Raw genomic sequence first — 18,283 nt, 5'->3', positions numbered from 1 at the left:
TAGCAAAAGGATGGGGCCCCTTGAAGACTTCCACCGGATTTGTAACGGAATTGTCACTTTTATTTGATTTCAATGATTTGAAAATTGTCCAACTTGTATTGGAAAAAGGAATGAACGTCGCCTTTTATGGCCGAAAGCACCAAGCGCATGAAGCCGTCGTGGCTCACGTAAAGGGTGTCGTCTTTTGCCCTCTTTAAAAAGGTTTCAGCCCGCACAAAGGCCTCTTTCAGACTTTCGCCCCGAGGCGGTCCGTAATTGAAGGGATCGTCGATCCAAGGCGCGAGAGCTTCGCCGTACAAATCGTAGGCATCGTAAAAGCTGCGGCCTTCCAAAACGCCCAGGTTCACTTCCCGAATCAGCGCCTCTTCTGCCACCGGCCCTCGATCCCATACCAGGGCCGCCGTCGCCTTTGCCCGCAAATAGGGGCTGGAGACGACGGATGTTACGCAAAGGGCGCCCACCGCTTCCTTCAATTTCTTCGCCGTGGCAGGATCCACGGGAAGCAAGGGTTCCGTCGATGTGGCGTAGTATTTCTTTTCATTGGCCAAGGTCTTTCCGTGGCGCATCATATAAATGCTCATGAGAAAAACACCCCGAAGAGGAGCAGCATAAAAAGTTCCCCGATCTCTGTTATGGCGCCGTAGACATCGCCTGTGAGGCCGCCGATTTTTCTTACGGAGAGTCGAGAGAAGACCGCGCCCCAAAGGCAGCCGGCCACGGGAAAGAGAAGAAAGGATTTGCCCCTCGTAAAGAGAATGATCGCCGCGAGGATCAGCCACTGCAGGTAGTAGCTGTTTTTCGACGCGCCATGTTTAAAGAAATTGCCCATGGACGAGGCGGGTGCCGAAGGGAAAAAGTGAATGGCAGTCAATACGCCCATGCGCGCCGAGGCGAAAAAAATGCCCATCTCCACCGGTTGAATGGCCACCGATGCCAGAACGGAAAATTTTCCCAAGAGCACCAGCACCAAGGCCAAGACGGCAAAGACGCCAATGGTGGAATCGTGCATGATTTCCACGACCCGATCCCTGTCTCGATTAGACAAAAAGCCGTCCGCCGTGTCCATGAGCCCGTCCATATGCAGGCCGCCGTTTAATAAGTACCAGGTAATAAGCCCCAAGAAGGCGGCAAAAAGAGGGCCGACGTCGTAGAAGAAATTGTTGACGAAGCCGACGACCACCCCCATGAAAAGCGCAATCCAGGGAAACCAGAAAAGGCTCTTTCCCGCTTCTTTTTCGTTAAATTCCGTCTCCTGCGGAAGGGGCAGTCGCGTTAAAAATTGGATGGCTAAAAGTAAACTGTTCATTTGATCTTCACCGGAATTCCCGAAATACAGGCGTAGACCTCATCGGCCGCCTGTGCCAATTGCTGATTCACCCGTCCCTGAATGTCTCTAAATGCCCTGGAGACGGGATGCATGGGTACGATGCCGCTTCCCACCTCGTTGGTGACGATCCACAAATCGCAGGACGTGCGCCGAGCCGCGGCAATTAAAGCCCCAAGCTCCTTCATGCACGCCTCTTCGATTTTCTCCTCGTCCACTGCATCCTCCGCCGCGGAATACTTCCACAGGTAATTGGAGAGCATCACCGTGACGCAGTCCAAGAGGGCGGCGTCCGCTCCTTCGATCGCTTCCGCTAAGCGGTGATCCCGCTCCACCGTGCGCCATGAGGCGGGCCGCCTCTTTTTATGGGCTTCGATGCGGCGAATCATTTCCCCATCATCTGCAGCCTGCGCCGTGGCGATGTAGACGACGCGCTCGTAGCGACTCAATCGAGATTCCGCATAGCCGCTTTTTCCGCTCCTGGCGCCGCCGGTCACTAATGTAATCATAGAGACTCCTTTTCTATATTCACTAACAGGCCCGGATCGATGGCATTGTCTTCCATGGAGCCCATGTTTTTCATGGCGTAAAGAGCTCCCTCCATCAATTGAAAAAAGATAGGACAGCCGCTCCCTTCCCCCAGTCGCATGGCGAGATCCAGTGGCGGTGTCATGGCTAAGTGTGTGTTCACACGTTCCGATGCTTTCTCACAACTCTTATGGGAGAGAAAAATATAGTCGCTTGCATTCGGTGCCAATTGTACCGCCGCAAGGGCCGCCACGCCGGTGACGAAGCCGTCAACCACAGCCGCCACCTTTTCTTCTCCGCAGGCCAAAAACACGCCGACGAGGCCGGCCAGATCCAAGCCGCCCACTTGGGCGATTTTGTGAATCACATCCCCGTCTCCGGCGCGGGCCACGGCTTTTTTCACCACCGCCACTTTTTTCGCCAACTGTGCTTTGGTAATGCCGGCGCCGTAGCCTACGCAATCTTCGGCGGACTCCCCGGTTAATGCGCTGAGCAGGGCCGCCGAGGTGGTGGTGTTTCCGATGCCCAGCTCCCCGGTGCCGATCATGGAGGCGCCGTTTTTTACGGCCGCCTTCGCCACCTCCATGCCCCGCTTTATGGCTTCTATGGCCTCTTCCCGACTCATGGCAGCCTCTTCGGCAATATTGCCCGTGCCACTTCGAATGGGCTCATCGATAATCGATGCCTCCCGCGCCACATCTTTCTTCATGCCTATGTCTACGATATAAAGCTCTGAATCCGCCCAACGACTCAATGTCGCCACGCCGGTTTCTCCTCGAGCCATGGCATTGGCGAGCATTTGTGTAAAGACCTGAGGCGAGGAGCTCACATCTTCCGCCACCACGCCATTGTCGGCACAAAAGACGACGATGGCCTTTTTCTCCACAGAAGGTATGACCCGCCGCTGAATCCCCGCCAGGCGAATGGTCATTCCTTCCAAGGCGCCGAAGGAGCCCGTAGGGTGGGTGCGATTGTCCCAATATTCCTTGGCCCGCTTCATGTACGCCTTATCCGCCCCTTCAATGGATCCAACAAGCTTATCCTTCATGGCGTTCTTTCCTTTTATTTATTTCTTCCCGAAGGCGTTTGTTAATGTAATCGTAGCCCTTGGGGCGATGGGGAATGGTGCAATTGGAGCAGTCTTTTACGCCGCCTGCGTAGGAAAAATTTCCGCCGCAATCCTCGTCCAGCAAATAAAGAGGGCAGTAACAGAACATGCAGTTAAAATCCCCTTCCATGGTGTGGCAGGGAAAGTATTTGCAATCTTTATTGGTGTAAAAGCGATAAGAGAATTCCATTCGATATCCTTTCTACGACGGCCTTGGTTTCGGAAAAATTCAGCCCCTCTTCGCCTTCAGTGCGAATCACCAGACTCGTCATGCCCAAACGGCGGGCGGCGTCGATTTTTTCGTGAAAGCCCGAGCCGGCGCCGCTGTTTTTCGTCACCAGAAAGTCGGCTTTGGCATGTTTAAAAAGCGCCAGGTTCATATCCAAATCAAAGGGCCCGAGCATGGCCACCATGTCTTCCATGGCGACACCGGCATCGTGCAACGTATCGATGCTTTTCGACGAGGGAATAATCCGATAGATGTGGCGGCTTTCTCCCTTTACCGACTCAAAAAGATCGCAGTGTTTCGATCCCGTGGTAAAGAAAAAGGTGCCGCTTTTTTCTTTTATATACTCGGCGCAAGATGGGTAATCGTCGAAAATCACATCCCCCGCCTCATCCTCCACGGGCCGCTTAAAGCGGTAGTAGTCGATGCCCGCCTCCGCGGCGGCCCCTTTCGCCTCTTTGGAGACGATCTTCGCGAAAGGATGGCTCATGTCCACGACGGCGACGATGCTTTTCTTGCGAATAAAATCCACCATGGCCCCGCGATCCATGGGCCCCACGTGGACTTCCGTATCTTCCGGCAAGCGGTCTTTGCCTTCTTCCCCGGCGACGCTCACCACGAGGGCGCGTCGGTCCACGCTTTTTACGAGCCGCACCGATTCCGAGGTGCCGCCGATGATCCAGAGCTTCATAATTTATAGCCCCTGGGCGTAATCATGACGCCGTTTTTTACATAGGTCTCTTTGTTTCCCACGATGACCATGGTGTTCATGTCGCAGAAGTTGTCGTCCAGAGCCCCGATTGTGGTGAGGATTTTTTCTTCCCCGTCTCGCCGGGCGTGTTTCACCAAAGCCACGGGCCTGGTATCCTCGTAGCCTTCTTCTTTTAAAATCCCCATGGCTTCTTTTAAATAATCGGGTCGCCCCTTGGAGCGGGGATTGTAAAAGCAAATGACGAAATCCCCTTGTGCCGCGAGGCGTATCCGCTTTTTAATTAAATCCAAGGGCGTCATTAAATCGGAGAGGCTGATGGTGGCCATATCGTGCATGATCGGCGCACCGACGCACGATGCGGCGGCGAAATTGGCGCTGATGCCGGGAACGACTTCAATGGCAATGTCTTTGTCTGCCGCCAGTTCCAACAAGGGCCCTGCCATGCCGTAGAGGCCCGCATCGCCGGTGGAAACCATGGCCGTGGTCTTTCCCGCCTCCGCCGAGGTCAGTGCCATTTTGCACCGCTCGATCTCCGACTTCATACCCGTGGTGTGGATTTCTTTTCCCTTTGTGTAATTTTTAATGTAGTTTAAATAGGGCTTGTAGCCCACGATCACTTCCGAGGCCTCCAAAGCCTGAATCATGCCCAAGGTGAAATCCTCTTCGCCACCGGGGCCGATGCCAATAATAAATAATTTCTTCATCTTGTTTCCTTTGTTATACTCAGGGTTAAACCCGCTTCAGCAATTTTTTCCGCGATCATCTCTTCCCCGCCCATAAAGGCCGCCGTGCAGGAGACGCTGGAAACGCCGACGGTGGCTTTTACAAAGTCGCTGCCCGAACAGCGATCGTCGTTTTTCGATAATTCCTCCGCGGTGTAAATCTTCAGGGGAAGGTTAAGCTGCTTCGCCGCATATAGGATGGCGGCCTCCTCTTTTTTTATGTCGATGGTGTGGATGGCAGAAAGAGCCATGGGATGAATGGCATAAGTTTTCAATGTCTTTTTTATTAAAGCCACCAAAGCCTCCGGATCCGTGTTCTTTTTTGAACCGATACCCAAGTGAATCCGCCGAGGCACCAGTTGAAGGCCCCTTTTAATTTCCACGTCTTTTGTCGTAACCACGACGCCCTCTTTTACATCCGCCGCCTCGATGGATGGTACCCGCTTTATATGGGGGTAGCTCGGCAATGCATCTTCTTCGGAGTACCAAGGGATCTCCCGCCCGGCCACCATGGCGGCGGCCACTTCTTTCATGGCCACCATATCCTCGAATGCGTAATTTTCTTTCTGCGCAAAAACGTCGATGGCTTCGAAGCCCAAGCTGTCCGACGCCGTGGTGAGTACCGCTTCGGCGCCCATGGCCTTCGCCAGTTTTACGGCATAACCATTACCGCCGCCTAAGTGGCCGCTTAAGATAGGAATCACGTAGCGCCCCGTGGGATCGATGACCACCACGGCGGGATCCTTTCGCTTGTCTTCAACAAAGGGCGCCATGTAGCGCACGGCGATGCCTGCGGCGCCGATAAAGACAATGCGATCGTATCCGCTAAAAATGGATCCGAACTCCTCTTTCTTCGCCGGCCGCTGAAAATCCTTGCCGAAGAGATCCGCTTCGTAAAAATACTGCTTCGCCAACGCGGCCCCTTGAGGCGAAAAACACAATACCGCCGTCTTCACCGCTCCGCCTTTCTGTATTCCGTGGAGAAATGTTTGTCGTAGAGCTTGCTCTTTTCGTAATCGCTGTCGAGAAAATCTCCCACGAGGATTTGGGCGTGTTTATAAATATCCCGCCCCTCCATGTCTTTCACAATGTCTTTCAATGTGGAGCGCACGACGATTTCATCGGCCCAAGTGGCCTTATAAACCACGGCCATGGGCGTATCGTCGGAATAGCCTTTTTTCAAATCTTCCACCAAAGCCTCCAATTGCCCGGCGGATAAAAAGATGGCCATGGAGGCACCATGGGCCGCCAGCTTGTCTATGGACTCGCCCTCCGGCACCGGGGTGCGACCGGCGCGGCGGGTGAGGATTACCGTTTGGCTCACGCCGGGTAGGGTGAATTCCCGCTTCAAGCTTGCCGCCGCCGCGGAAAAAGAGCTTACGCCGGGGATCACTTCGTAGCCGATGCCCCATTCATCCAAGGCGTCCATTTGCTCCTGAATGGCTCCATAAACGGAGGGATCGCCGGTATGGAGGCGCACCAGATTTTTCCCCGCCTCGGCGCTTTTTTTCATCACATCCAGCACGTCATCTAAATGCATGGTGGCGCTGTTGTAGATCTCGGCGCCTTCTTTCGCCGAATCCATGTGGCGCGCATCCACCAAACTGCCGGCGTAAATAATCACGTCAGCTTCTTCCAAAAGCCGCCTGCCCTTTACCGTAATTAAGTCCACATCCCCGGGACCGGCGCCGACAAATGAAATCATCTTTTTCTCCCCTTTAACATAAACACGCCGTTTTCCGCCCGCAACAGGCCCAGTCGATCTTCCCTCGAGACGGCCACATACTTCAGGCTCCAGTCGTAGCCTTCTTTCTTCAAAAAAGCCTTCATGGCTTCGGCGTGACTCATGGTAATGAAATTACCTGCCAAGATGCCGCCGGGCGTTAAGTGTTCGTGAGCATAACGTAATATACCGTCCAACTGCCCTCTGCTGCCGCCGATAAAAATGCGGTCGTAACTTTCATCTTTCAAACAATCCGGCGCCTTTCCCCGGATCACGTCGATGCCTACACCAAAGGCTTCGGCGTTTTTCTCGATTAATTCCACGGCCTCGTCCTTCACTTCCGCCGCAGTAACCGCACAGCCCAAGGCCGCCGCCGCCACGGAAATGGACCCGGTGCCGGCGCCGATGTCGAGAAATGAAAGGTCAGGGGCTAATTCAAGGCCCGCCATTGTTAAAATACGCACGTCTTCTTTTGTCATGGGCACGTCGCCGCGAATAAAATCGGAATCATTCATCCAGTTCAAGTTCAATCACCGCCAATGCTAATTCTTCGTCGATGGAAATTTCCTCGCCGATGGATGCGGAGAGGATCTTTTCGGTCTCGTAGGAAAGGTAGCTCGCACCGTGGATCCTGCCCTTGGCCCCCTTCACCGCCAAAGCCTTCGACAGATCACTCGCCGTAAAGTGTTTGTCTAAAAGCACGCAGCTTAAGGGTTCTTTTAAAAGGAGCTCCACCTCCGGCTCTCTGCCGTGAAAGGAAAAGGCACACATCTTCTGCCAAGGAAGATTCAGTGATGCCGCCGCACATTGCATGCTGCTCAAGCCGGGAATCACTTTATCCACGTGAATGCCCCTTCCACGAAAGGTGCCTGCCAGTCCGAAGAACAGGGGATCGCCGCTCACGACAACGGCCACATGAAGGGCAGGATCCATGTTCTCCTCCGCCTCGCTCAGGCGCTTTACCGCCACAATATCTTCTCGAATGGGCGTTAGCTTTTCCGCCAGGCGCGAGAAGGCCACGACGCGATCCGCCCCTTTGATGGCTTCCACGGCTTCGTAGGTCATTTTCTTTAAATCGCCGGGTCCGGCGCCGACTATGGTAATCATCGCTCCTCCTACATGGTGTAAATAATGGCGCGGATTTTTATATCCTCGGTTTTTAAGTACAAGGGCACTCGCTTTTCGATGCCCCGCTCCATGGCATCCATGATTTTTTCATAGCCCATGGCCGCCGCTTTTTTTATGGCCTGATCGGCGGTTTTTTCCGCCTCCACCGCATCCATTTCCGCCACACTCGCCCCAGCCTTGGCCATGTAATAGGCGATGGATTCCATGCGCCCGTCACTGACGGCGGAGTGGGTTTGGTAAATGCCGATGGCCACCTTGGCCATTTTCCCCACATGGCCCATTAAGGTGATTTCCCGAAAACCTAAATCCCTCGCAAGACACAGGGCGTCGCCGAAGTAATTGGATACCTTCACCACGGCCACGTCCAGGCCCAATACCGCCGCCCGCTCCTCGCCGTAATTGCCCGGCGTTAAAATCACGGCATCGGCGCCGGACCTTCTCAGTTTCTTTAGCTCCAAATCGATGGTGGCCACATAGGCGCTTTTGCTCATGGGCACCACGAGGCCCGATGTCCCCAAAATAGACAGGCCGCCGACGATGCCTAGGCGGGGATTGAAGGTTCTTTTCGCCAATGCTTCCCCTTCGGGAATGTCGATTCGAATGGCGATGCCTTCATCCATATTGGCGCGAAGCAAGTTCTCGATCTCCCGACGGGGCACGGGATTTACGGCCAGCTCCCCGGCCTTGCCCATAAGCCCGTCTTCGGTGAAGGTTCCTACGCCGACGCCCTTCTCCCAGCGCACATCCCCTGTGTCGGTCTTTGTAATGGTGACGAAAATTTCCATGCCGTTCGTAATGTCGGGATCGTCGCCGCTGTCTTTAATGACGCTGTAGGTGGCCGCCTTCTCGCTCCGCTTCTGTTCATAGACGTCGATGATGAGCACGTCCCCCGCCGGCACCCTGACCTCGACGACATGGATCGTCTCTCTCCTTTTTAGGGCTTCAATGGCCGCCTTCGCCGCCGCCACCACGCAGGTCCCGGTGGTAAAGCCCAATCGCATGTGCTTGCCGTCCACGACGGTGGTCTTATTCATCGTCTGAAGTCCTCGTACAAAAGGGCGTTAAAAATCGATGCCGCCACATTGCTGCCGCCCTTGGTGCCGATGGTGCGAATGTAGGGCACGGGGTATTCCGCCACTTTTTCCTTGGACTCCGCCGCGCCGACAAAGCCCACGGGAACGGCGATGATAAATTTCGGATCCGCCTTCTTCTCGTCCACAAGTTCCAACAGGCGGAAGAGGGCCGTGGGGGCATTGCCGATAATAAATCCTTCGCATCCCCTTTTGACGGCCTCTTCCATGGCCACAATGGAGCGGGTGGTCTTTCGCTCGGCGGCGATTTTCGCCACTTCGTCGTCTGAGATAAAGGTGATGAGCTCCACACCCGATGCCGCCAGGGATTTTTTGTTGATCCCCGCCCGCACCATGTTCGTGTCCGTGTACACTTTGCCGCCGCTTTTTATCACGGCCCGGGCCGCCGCCATGAAATCGTCGTGAATGTCGATAATGTGGCGGTATTCCACGTCGCCGGTGGTGTGAATCATGCGGCGCACCACGGGCAACTCGTCCTTTTTGAAATCCACATCGTCTAAATATTCGTCGATGATTTCCATGGACGTCTTTTCAATGGCCATGGGCTTTTTTTCATACATGCCGGCAACTCCTTTCAAATTGTGTCCATCGTTCTCGAAACCGTGCGTTTTCTTTTTCGTCGCGAATGGCCATACGGAAGTAATGATCTTTTAAGGGCGCTTCCGAAAACGTTCTGAGCAAAATGCCTTCTCTTAAAAAGAAATCAAAACAAGCTTCGACATGGATATCTTTCAGGCAAATCAAAAGAAAATTCGCCTTCCCGGGCAGGGCCTCGGCGATCGTCGATTCTTCAAAAAGGGCCAGTAGTTTCTCACGCTCCGACGCGATAAATTCGCGGGCCTTCGCCATGTACTCGTCGCAGTCCTTTAAGCGCAGACCGCAGGCTTCCGCCACGGCGTTCACCGACCAGGGCAGCTGCCGCTTTAAAAAGCGCTCCCGTATTCCGTCGTTTATCACCGCCCAGCCCAAGCGCAAGCCGGGAAGGGCGTGGCTCTTCGTGGCGGCCCGTACGGTGATCTGCTTCGGACGATAGAGCCCCTTCTTCTGCGCCGCTTCCCCGCCCGTTACAAAAGAGAGGAAGGTCTCATCGGCGAGCAAATACCCGCCCCGGGCGACGCAAGCTTCGTAAATTTCCGCCACCTCATCTCCCGAAAGGGTATAGCCCGTGGGATTGTGGGGATTGGTGATAATGGTGAGGGCGCCCTCAGGCATGTGGGCGATAAAATCGTCGACATTCAACCGAAAGGGATGGCTCATGGGATAAGTGACGATCTCTTTCTTCAGATCCTTTGCAATACTTTCGTATTCGCCGAAGGCCGGCGTAGGCAAATAAATTGTCTCAAAGAGAGAAATGCAGATAGCGATGATTTCCATGGCGCCGTTTCCCACGACGAGGCGATCTGCCTCAACGTCCATCCAATCACCTAACGACCGGCGCAGATCCCGGTAAAAGCGATCCGGATAGCGAGGCGCCCCTTCGAGCCCTCGTGTCATGGCGTCCTTCAAAATTTCAGGCACGCCCAAGGGGTTGATGTTGGCGCTGAAATCCGCTAAAGGATGCGTACTCTTCCCTTCGTATGTTTTTGTATCGCCGCCATGTTCCAAGGCCGTCTCCTTCCCACAATCATGCTCATGTACTGCTTTCTGCCGGCGAAACGCGCGGGATCTGAAGCGACCACCCAGCGATCCGTTTCAATCGCTTCGAAATAAAGCAGGTGATACCCCGCCGCTTGCAAACGGGCGGCGCTCTCCTCGGCGCGGGTGGTCTTTAAAAGGGCGATGGTGTCCACCGTGGGAATGGCCTCGTCTAAATGATCCGTCAAAAGAAACGACTCGCCCTTTTTCGTCAAACTCTCCACGACGCCGTTTATGCCCGCAACAAAGGCGGGGATGCCCGGCACCAATTCTACGACAAAATCCGACTCACCTGCCTCCAACACCTCGATTAAGGTGGCGTAGATGGTGCCGTCGCCTAAAGTCAGAACGCAGGTCAACTCTCCCTCTTGCGTCACGGCGTCGATCTGTTCAAAGGCCTTTTGGTAGCGGCCGGTCATGTCTTCGGTCATGGGGAAGTCGAGAAAAATCACCTTTTCGTCATCGACAAATGTTTTTACCGCCTCATAGGCCCGTGATTTTCCCTTGTTCAGGGGAATGAAAATGTGATCCGCTTCCTGCAAATAGCGCAAAGCCCGCAGGGTTAAAAGATCTTCCGCACCGGGGCCCACGCCGATGCCCACTAATTTTCGCATGGTATCGCCTCCAAATAGGTGCGGAATTTTTCCGCATAAATGGCGCGGACAAAATCCCAGCTGCCCATGCCGCCTGCCACCGGCGCGACGGAGATGCCCGCCGCCTCGAAGCGAGTTTTTACGGAATCGTCGTCGCCGAAAATATCGTTTTTCGCGTGATCCCCGGCAAGAAGCAATAAGGGCGCCAGCAGCACCTCTTTATAGCCCCGCCCTTTCATGTAATCCAGGGGCAGACTGTCGTCGACGGATCCTTCGATGGTACACACCCGGTGGGGCAGATTATTTTCTTCAAACAAGCGGTTTAGCTCGTCGTAATCTTTATCCGCTGCCGTGTGGCTGCCGTGGCCCACGAAGACCGTGGGCTCGTCGAACCGCTCGCCTGCTTCATTAACGAAGCGAATCAAATCCGCCTCCTCGTGGAAAAGGGCTTCGCCCACGGCCACGCCGCGGCTTCTTAAATCGACAAGCTTGTCGAATTCAAAGCCTTCGATGATGTGAAGGGGTTGAATAAAAATCTCTTCCGGCCGAAACCCTTCATTTAAAAACCCTTCCACCGCTTCCACTTCGTTTTCGTAGCGAATGCCGGTCTTTTTCTCGTAGCGGCCGATGACCATGCGGGAAGTAAATGCCACCCGCACAGGCACATCGGTCATCGCTTTTAATTCATCCACAACGGGATCCAAATCCCGACGAAGGGCATCTTCGTGGGTGGAGCCGAAGGTGGCGATAATCAATGCTTTCATGCACTCTCCTAAACTAAAAAATCAATGATGATGTAAATAACTAAATAAAAAACCGTGCTACGCCACATGAGCGTTGTCACATCGTCGATGGCACCGGGCGCTACGGGATGAATCCCCCGTCCGATGGTGGGCTTATAAAGATACTCGCCGAAGTAATCGTGGCCGCCGCCGAGGGCGATGCCTAAAATGCCTGCCGCCGCCGCTTCGCACCAGCCCGCATTGGGGCTTAAATGGGCGCCGTGAAATTCCTTTACCGTTAAAAAAGCCCGCTTCATAAGGGAGACCGAGCCCGCCGAAAGACACATGAGTAGGGCCGTAAGGCGGGCGGGGATCAAATTCGCCAAGTCGTCCAGCTTCGCCGCCCCGTAGCCCGCCAACAGATAGGTGGCGTTTCGGTAGCCCACCATGGAATCCATGGTGTTGATCATTTTATAGGCCATGGCCCCGGCGGGACCGAAGAGGGCGCCGTAAAACAGCGGCGCGATAATGCCGTCGGAGGTGTTTTCCGCCACGGTCTCCACCGTCGCCTTAATGATCGCCTCTTCATCTAAAGACGCCGTGTCCCTTCCCACGATGCGAGACAACTGTTTTCTTCCCTTTTCCACAGATGTGGCCAAGGCCCTTTTCACAACCTGGGCTTCTTTGTGCAAGGTCTTTGCCGCCACGGCGGTGTAAAGCAAATAGACGGACAGGATTGCTTTCACAGGTCCGCTGAAAAGCCCTAAAAGGCCGCGAATCAAAAGAAATACCGCCGCCGTATTCGCCAGGGCGCAGGCGATGCCCAAGGGCTTTTTCCACCTATCCCCCGCTTTTAAAATCATTTTATATTCCGCTGCGATGATCTTTCCCATGCCCACCACGGGATGGGGCAGCCACTCAGGATCCGCAAAGATAAAATCCAGCACACAAGCGATTAATAATTCCATGGCCCGTCCTTTCTGTTTTCAGTTTATCATGGGCGGTGGTACGAAACAATAGAACCGAAAGAAGTCCCGTAAAAACCTGTTTCTTCATGGATTTTCCTCGACTAAAGCGGTATAATAGAGCCATTATAATTACCAAGGAGGTCATTATGGAGAAAAGAAAGTTTAAGCGCATTCTCGTCGCCAACCGCGGCGAAATCGCCATCCGTATTTTCCGAGCTTGTCGTGAACTCGGCATACGATCCGTTGCTATATATTCGAAAGAAGACAGCCTTTCCCTGTTCCGAACAAAGGCCGACGAATCCTATGAAATCGGCAAAGGGAAAAATCCCGTCGACGCCTATTTGGACATCGACGAAATCATTCATCTGGCCAAGAACAAAGGCGTCGATGCCATTCACCCGGGCTACGGCTTTTTAGCTGAAAACCCCGATTTCGCTCAAAAGTGCGAAGAAGCGGGCATCGCCTTTATCGGCCCGAGAGCGGAAACCATGCGCCAATTAGGGGATAAAATTTCCTCGAAGATCATCGCCAGGGAAGCCGGCGTTCAAACCATTCCCGGCGTCGACGATGCCATTCACTCCGACGCAGAGGCCCTGGAATTTGCCGAAGAAGCGGGCTATCCCGTCATGATTAAGGCGGCAGCCGGCGGCGGCGGACGCGGCATGCGCGTGGTCAACAGCAAAGAAGAGCTTTTGGATCAATTCCACTCCGCCAAAAGCGAAGCGAAAAAAGCCTTCGGCAACGACTCCATGTTTATTGAAAAATATTTGGACCGCCCGAAGCACATCGAAGTCCAAGTATTAGGCGATGTCTACGGCAATGTGGTACACCTCTTTGAACGGGACTGCTCCATTCAACGACGCCACCAAAAGGTCATCGAGTTTACGCCGGCCTTCTCCATTTCCGACAAACTGCGCCAAGACATTTGTAACGACGCATTGAAGATCACAAAAAATCTGGGCTATCGCTCCGCCGGTACCGTGGAATTTCTCGTCGACAGTGCCGGCAACCACTACTTCATCGAGGTCAACCCCCGTATTCAAGTAGAACACACGGTTACCGAAATGGTTACGGGCATCGACATCATTCAAGCCCAAATCCAAATCGCCCAAGGCTACGCCCTTTCCGATGCGCCCATCGACATTCCGTCTCAAGAAAGCATCGAACGCCGCGGCTTCTCGATTCAATGCCGCGTCACCACCGAAGACCCGCTGAACAATTTTGCACCGGACACGGGACAAATTACCTTGTACCGCTCCTCCTCCGGCTTCGGCGTGCGTCTTGACGGCGGCAACGGCTTCCAAGGCGCCGTCATCAGCCCCTACTACGATTCCCTCCTGGTCAAGGTCATTACCCAAGGCCGCACCTGGGAAGACACGGTAAACAAATCCATTCGCTCCCTTCGCGAATTAAAAGTCGGCGGCGTCAAAACCAATATCGGCTTTTTGCTCAATGTATTGAACACGAAGGAATTCAGAGAAGGCACCTGCGACACGGGCTTTATCGCCGAACATCCGGAGCTCTTCGACATTAACACGTCTACGGACAAAGAACTCCGCGTTATGGAACACATCGGAAACATCGTGGTCAACGAAAATTCCGACGCGAAAAAATCCTTCGACGTGCCGGTGGTTCCCCCGTTTAAAGAAGAAAGCTACAAAGGCTCCAAACAAATCTTCGACGAGCTTGGCGCCAAGAAGCTTTCCCAATGGATTTTGGATCAAGACCGCCTGCTCTTAACGGACACCACTATGCGGGATGCACACCAATCCTTAATGGCCACTCGCATGCGCACCATCGACCTTTTGAAGGTCGCCAAGTCCATGAACTACAACATTCGCGAAATCTTCAGTATGGAAATGTGGGGCGGAGCCACCTTCGACGTCGCCTATCGCTTCGTCCACGAAGATCCCTGGGAACGGTTGGATCTCTTGCGCGAAGCCATGCCCAACCTCCTCATGCAAATGTTGGTTCGCGGCAACAACACCGTCGGCTACAAAAACTACCCCGACAATGTTGTCAAAAAATTCATTAAAGAATCGGCGGAAGGCGGTATCGACCTGTTCCGCATCTTCGACTCCCTGAACTGGATCGAAGGCATGCGCCTGGCCATTGAAGAAACCATTGCCAACGGCAAAATCGCCGAAGGCACCATGTGCTACACCGGCGACATCTTAGACGAAAGCCGCGACAAGTACACCTTGGAATACTATGTCAAGCTGGCAAAACAATTAGAAGATGTGGGCTGCCACATTATCGGTATCAAGGACATGAGCGGCCTCTTAAAACCCTACGCCGCCAGCAAATTGGTCCGCGCGCTGAAAAATGAAGTCTCCATCCCCATCCATCTCCACACCCACGACACCACCGGCAACGGCGTCGCCACCGTCTTAATGGCGGCAGAAGCCGGCGTAGACATTGCCGATACGGCCATTAACTCCATGAGCGGGCTGACCTCGCAACCGGCCTTAAACTCCGTCGTGGCGGCGCTGGAAAACACCTCCAGAAGCACGGGCATCGACCTGGATGCCATCGACCGCATCTCCGCCTACTGGGCTGCCGTTCGCCCCGTTTACGAACAATTCGAATCGGATCTTAAGAGCGGTACCACGGAAATTTACAAATACGAAATTCCCGGCGGCCAATACTCCAACTTGAAACCCCAAGTCGAAAGCTTCGGCCTAGGCCACAAGTTCAAGGAAGTCAAGGAAATGTACAAAGACGTCAACCAAATGGTCGGCGACATCATCAAAGTTACCCCTTCCTCGAAAATGGTCGGCGATATGTCGATCTTCATGGTTCAAAACGATTTGACCCCTGAAAATATTTACGAAAAAGGCGCCAATCTGGACTACCCCGATTCCGTCGTCACCTACTTTAAAGGCATGATGGGCCAACCCTACGGCGGCTTCCCGGAAAAACTGCAAAAGATCGTCTTAAAAGACGAAAAACCCATTACCGTTCGCCCGGGCAAACTTCTGGATCCGGAAGACTACGAAGCGGACAGAGCCCACTTAAAAGACATTATGGATCGCGAACCTACAGAGCGCGACATCACCAGCTACGCCCTCTACCCCAAGGTATTTGACGAATACGCCAAGAATTTCAGCAAATACGATCAACTCTGGCGCATGGGCTCGGACATTTTCTTCCACGGCTTACAAGAAGGCGAAACCGCCGAAGTGGCCGTCGGCGAAGGCAAGAAAATGATCGTCACCTTAGTCGAAGTAGGCCGTTTGAAAGAAGACGGCACCCGCAACGTAACCTTCGACATTAACGGCTCCAGACGCAGCATCGACATTACGGACAACACCCGCCCCATGCCCACTACCGGCGGCAGCGGCACCTTAATGGCCGATGAAAACAATCCGCTGGAAGTCGGCGCTTCCATTCCCGGCACCGTGGCGAAAATCAACGTGGCCGTCGGCGACGAAGTAAAAGAATCCCAACCCCTCTTGGTTCTTGAAGCCATGAAAATGGAAACCAACATTATCTCCCCCATGGACGGCATTGTGGAACACATTTCCGTCAAAGAAGGCGACAGTGTGGAAAGCGGCCAATTGGTTTTGGAATTAAAAGAAAAAGAATAATTTGTTTACAAATGCAACAAGCCCCCGGAAAACCGGGGGCTTTTCATATGAAAAGCAGCGACGATTCAGCCGCTGCTTTTTTATACTTCTTCTTTTCTCTTCGGGCACTTAAAGTAGAAGGTGCTGCCTTCGCCGAGTTTCGACTTCACGCCGTAGGAAAAGCCGTGTAGCTCTAAAATGTTTTTACAGATAAACAGACCCAGGCCCGTGCCCACCACTTGCCGCTCGTGATTGTCGCGGCCGCGGTAGAATCTTTCCCAAATCTTGTCACGATCCCCATCGGCCATGCCGCGGCCGTAGTCGCGGACGCAGTAAGTGATTTTATCTTTCTGCTCGATAATGTAAATATCGATCTGTTTTTTGTCCGTGGAGTAGTTCACGGCATTGGTGATGAAATTATAAATAACCTGGCGAATTTTATTTTCGTCGCATACCGCCCGCCCCTCGCCGTGGATGGCGAAGGTGTAGCCGGTGCGCTCCAGGTTTTTAAAGCGGCAGAGCACATCTTCCGTGAGCGCCTTTAGATCCACCGCATCTAAATTCAACTGCCCCAGGCCCGATTCCACGCGGGATAGATCCAACAGGTCGTTGACGAAGTGGGTGAGGTAATCCGCTTCTTCGATAATGGTCTGCACGTGCTTGTCCCGAAGGGCTTTGTTGTCGCCGGAAATATCTCGAATCATTTCGCCATAAGATTTAATGACCGTCAGGGGGGTCTTGAAATCGTGGCTCACATTGGCGATGAGGTCTTTTCGCATTTCAAGGGCGTCGGTTAATTCGCCGGTGGCGTAGTTTAAGGTGCGAGCCAAATCGTTGATCTCCGTGTAGTCCTGCTCCTTAAATTGTACATCGTAATTGCCCTGGCCGAGGGCTCTCGCCGTTTTCGCCATGTCCGACAAAGGGCGGGCCAGGCGGGAGCTTAGGTACAGCGACAGAATAAATGCCAGTATGAGGGAGATAATGCTTACGATGATAAGCTGATCTTTCAGTATTTCCACCGTGGAATCCACCGGATCCACATTGGTGGAGACGGCGAGGAAGTACTTCTGCCCCGCCTCTTCCCCTAAGTAAGACACGTACAAAATCGTGGAGGCATTATCGTTTTTATAATCCGCCACATAGGTTTCTTCCACCTTGTTGTTTTTTAACAGAGGCTGAAAGTAAGTAAAAAAATCGTCGCCGCTAATGGTGGGCTGGTAAATATAGTCCAGTGGATTTAAGGGAAAGACCAAGCCGCCCCGCTCGTTATACACCTGAAGGCTCAGATTTTTCTCGAAGCTGTAGCGCAGGAGCGTATCTTCGAAATCGTCTTTGCCGAACAGGCGGGTCACGGCGCGGCCGACCTTTTCCGTGTCGCGAATTTTCATGGATTTGTAAAAGGAGTTGATAAACACGATTTGCAAAAGCCACAAAAGAAGCAAGATAAACAAGGCCATGACGGAAAAGTACAGCCAAAATTTCACCCGTATGCTCTTTTGATCCACGATACTCTCCCGGGTCACGATTCATCCTCGCCGACAAATTTATAGCCCACGCCCCGCACGGTAACGATGTAGTGGCGGTAAGGCTCAATGCTGTTTCTCAGCATTTTAATGTGGGTATCCACGGTGCGGTCGTCGCCGTAAAAATCGTAGCCCCATACTTTATTGAGGAGCTTCTCACGACTCAAGGCGATGTTTTCGTTTTCGGCAATAAAGACCAACAGATCGAATTCCTTCGGCGTCATGTCCACCGGCTTGCCGTCTACATAGACTTCCCTGCCGTCGAGATCCACGGAAAGCCCCTTAAATTCCAGCACGTGATTTTCCTTGACGCTGCTGTTTCGCTTGGCGATAACCGAGAGGCGGGCCATGAGCTCTTTCGGCGAAAAGGGCTTCACCACGTAATCGTCGATGCCGATTTCAAAGCCGTAGAGCTTATCGTACTCTTCTCCTCGGGCACTGAGCATTAAAACCGGAATGTCTTTGTCTTTTTTTATTTCTTTATAGGCGCTGAAACCGTCTAATCGGGGCATCATCACGTCCATGACGATGACGTCGAAATCTTCGCGCTTGCAAATTTCCACAGCCTCCATGCCGTCGACGGCTTCCGCTACTTCGTAGCCTTCAAATTCCGCGTAGGTTCGAATGACTGCCCGAATCTTTGCTTCGTCGTCTACGATTAATAGTTTATACATAGGCACCTCTTTCCGATACCTATTATACTATAGATCC

20 protein-coding genes are annotated in these 18,283 nt (G+C 53.3%); 1 reads left to right on the top strand and 19 read right to left on the bottom strand.

Features of this window, described 5'->3' with window-relative positions:
• Positions 1-59 precede the first annotated feature (59 nt).
• The 17 genes from WKT05_RS05980 to cbiB are packed head-to-tail and all read right to left on the bottom strand — an operon-like array spanning position 60 to position 12,480.
• Positions 60-581 (bottom strand): histidine phosphatase family protein, encoded by a 522-nt coding sequence (locus WKT05_RS05980; protein ID WP_340413336.1) that lies wholly within the window; start codon positions 579-581, stop codon positions 60-62.
• Positions 578-1,306, bottom strand: coding sequence for an adenosylcobinamide-GDP ribazoletransferase (cobS, locus tag WKT05_RS05975; RefSeq protein WP_340413335.1), 729 nt, complete (start codon positions 1,304-1,306; stop codon positions 578-580). The genes WKT05_RS05980 and cobS overlap by 4 nt, the downstream gene beginning before the upstream one ends.
• Positions 1,303-1,833, bottom strand: coding sequence for a bifunctional adenosylcobinamide kinase/adenosylcobinamide-phosphate guanylyltransferase (cobU, locus tag WKT05_RS05970; protein WP_340413334.1), 531 nt, complete (start codon positions 1,831-1,833; stop codon positions 1,303-1,305). The genes cobS and cobU overlap by 4 nt, the downstream gene beginning before the upstream one ends.
• Positions 1,830-2,900 carry a nicotinate-nucleotide--dimethylbenzimidazole phosphoribosyltransferase gene (gene cobT, locus WKT05_RS05965; RefSeq protein WP_340413333.1) on the bottom strand — a complete coding sequence of 357 codons (1,071 nt, stop codon included), beginning with the start codon at positions 2,898-2,900 and terminating at the stop codon, positions 1,830-1,832. Before cobT ends, cobU begins: the two co-directional genes overlap by 4 nt.
• Positions 2,890-3,150: a cysteine-rich small domain-containing protein gene (locus tag WKT05_RS05960; protein WP_340413332.1), complete on the bottom strand. Its 261-nt coding sequence runs from the start codon at positions 3,148-3,150 to the stop codon at positions 2,890-2,892. The genes cobT and WKT05_RS05960 overlap by 11 nt, the downstream gene beginning before the upstream one ends.
• Positions 3,119-3,877, bottom strand: coding sequence for a precorrin-6A reductase (gene cobK / locus WKT05_RS05955; RefSeq protein WP_340413330.1), 759 nt, complete (start codon positions 3,875-3,877; stop codon positions 3,119-3,121). The genes WKT05_RS05960 and cobK overlap by 32 nt, the downstream gene beginning before the upstream one ends.
• On the bottom strand, positions 3,874-4,602 hold the full coding sequence (cobJ, locus tag WKT05_RS05950) for a precorrin-3B C(17)-methyltransferase (protein ID WP_340413329.1): 729 nt from the start codon (positions 4,600-4,602) through the stop codon (positions 3,874-3,876). Before cobJ ends, cobK begins: the two co-directional genes overlap by 4 nt.
• A complete protein-coding gene (locus WKT05_RS05945) occupies positions 4,599-5,576 on the bottom strand; it encodes a cobalt-precorrin 5A hydrolase (RefSeq protein WP_340413328.1) in 978 nt (325 codons plus the stop codon). The genes cobJ and WKT05_RS05945 overlap by 4 nt, the downstream gene beginning before the upstream one ends.
• Entirely contained in the window at positions 5,573-6,325 is a 753-nt protein-coding gene (gene cobM / locus WKT05_RS05940) for a precorrin-4 C(11)-methyltransferase (RefSeq protein ID WP_340413327.1), read from the bottom strand. Before cobM ends, WKT05_RS05945 begins: the two co-directional genes overlap by 4 nt.
• Positions 6,322-6,858: a precorrin-6Y C5,15-methyltransferase (decarboxylating) subunit CbiT gene (cbiT, locus tag WKT05_RS05935; RefSeq protein ID WP_340413346.1), complete on the bottom strand. Its 537-nt coding sequence runs from the start codon at positions 6,856-6,858 to the stop codon at positions 6,322-6,324. The genes cobM and cbiT overlap by 4 nt, the downstream gene beginning before the upstream one ends.
• Positions 6,851-7,450 carry a precorrin-6y C5,15-methyltransferase (decarboxylating) subunit CbiE gene (cbiE, locus tag WKT05_RS05930; protein WP_340413326.1) on the bottom strand — a complete coding sequence of 200 codons (600 nt, stop codon included), beginning with the start codon at positions 7,448-7,450 and terminating at the stop codon, positions 6,851-6,853. The genes cbiT and cbiE overlap by 8 nt, the downstream gene beginning before the upstream one ends.
• An 8-nt stretch (positions 7,451-7,458) precedes the next feature.
• Positions 7,459-8,505, bottom strand: coding sequence for a cobalt-precorrin-5B (C(1))-methyltransferase CbiD (cbiD, locus tag WKT05_RS05925; protein ID WP_340413325.1), 1,047 nt, complete (start codon positions 8,503-8,505; stop codon positions 7,459-7,461).
• Positions 8,502-9,122: a precorrin-8X methylmutase gene (locus WKT05_RS05920; protein ID WP_340413324.1), complete on the bottom strand. Its 621-nt coding sequence runs from the start codon at positions 9,120-9,122 to the stop codon at positions 8,502-8,504. Before WKT05_RS05920 ends, cbiD begins: the two co-directional genes overlap by 4 nt.
• Positions 9,115-10,167: a pyridoxal phosphate-dependent aminotransferase gene (locus WKT05_RS05915; RefSeq protein ID WP_340413323.1), complete on the bottom strand. Its 1,053-nt coding sequence runs from the start codon at positions 10,165-10,167 to the stop codon at positions 9,115-9,117. The genes WKT05_RS05920 and WKT05_RS05915 overlap by 8 nt, the downstream gene beginning before the upstream one ends.
• Positions 10,113-10,811 (bottom strand): precorrin-2 C(20)-methyltransferase, encoded by a 699-nt coding sequence (locus WKT05_RS05910; RefSeq protein ID WP_340413322.1) that lies wholly within the window; start codon positions 10,809-10,811, stop codon positions 10,113-10,115. Before WKT05_RS05910 ends, WKT05_RS05915 begins: the two co-directional genes overlap by 55 nt.
• Positions 10,799-11,554, bottom strand: a complete 756-nt coding sequence (locus tag WKT05_RS05905) for a sirohydrochlorin cobaltochelatase (protein WP_340413321.1) — start codon at positions 11,552-11,554, stop codon at positions 10,799-10,801. The genes WKT05_RS05910 and WKT05_RS05905 overlap by 13 nt, the downstream gene beginning before the upstream one ends.
• A gap of 8 nt (positions 11,555-11,562) precedes the next feature.
• Positions 11,563-12,480: an adenosylcobinamide-phosphate synthase CbiB gene (cbiB, locus tag WKT05_RS05900; protein ID WP_340413320.1), complete on the bottom strand. Its 918-nt coding sequence runs from the start codon at positions 12,478-12,480 to the stop codon at positions 11,563-11,565.
• 146 nt (positions 12,481-12,626) lie between these two features.
• Here cbiB and WKT05_RS05895 point away from each other — a divergent pair, with 146 nt between their 5' ends.
• The gene (locus WKT05_RS05895) at positions 12,627-16,070 is read left to right on the top strand and encodes a pyruvate carboxylase (RefSeq protein WP_340413319.1); all 3,444 of its coding nucleotides are present in this window, start codon (positions 12,627-12,629) and stop codon (positions 16,068-16,070) included.
• 80 nt (positions 16,071-16,150) lie between these two features.
• Here the strand turns inward: WKT05_RS05895 and WKT05_RS05890 are convergent, their stop codons facing one another.
• Both WKT05_RS05890 and WKT05_RS05885 read right to left on the bottom strand, forming a co-directional pair.
• Positions 16,151-17,572, bottom strand: a complete 1,422-nt coding sequence (locus WKT05_RS05890) for a sensor histidine kinase (protein WP_340413318.1) — start codon at positions 17,570-17,572, stop codon at positions 16,151-16,153.
• Entirely contained in the window at positions 17,569-18,246 is a 678-nt protein-coding gene (locus tag WKT05_RS05885) for a response regulator transcription factor (RefSeq protein ID WP_340413317.1), read from the bottom strand. Before WKT05_RS05885 ends, WKT05_RS05890 begins: the two co-directional genes overlap by 4 nt.
• Between the last annotated feature and the right edge of the window lie 37 nt (positions 18,247-18,283).

Origin of the sequence: Peptoniphilus sp. HCN-40583, assembly GCF_037892835.1 — a bacterium.
Taxonomy (GTDB): Bacteria; Bacillota; Clostridia; order Tissierellales; family Peptoniphilaceae; genus Aedoeadaptatus; species Aedoeadaptatus rachelemmaiella.
The sequence above is the reverse complement of the archived record's forward strand: the minus strand, read 5'-3'. Positions and strand labels throughout refer to the sequence as shown.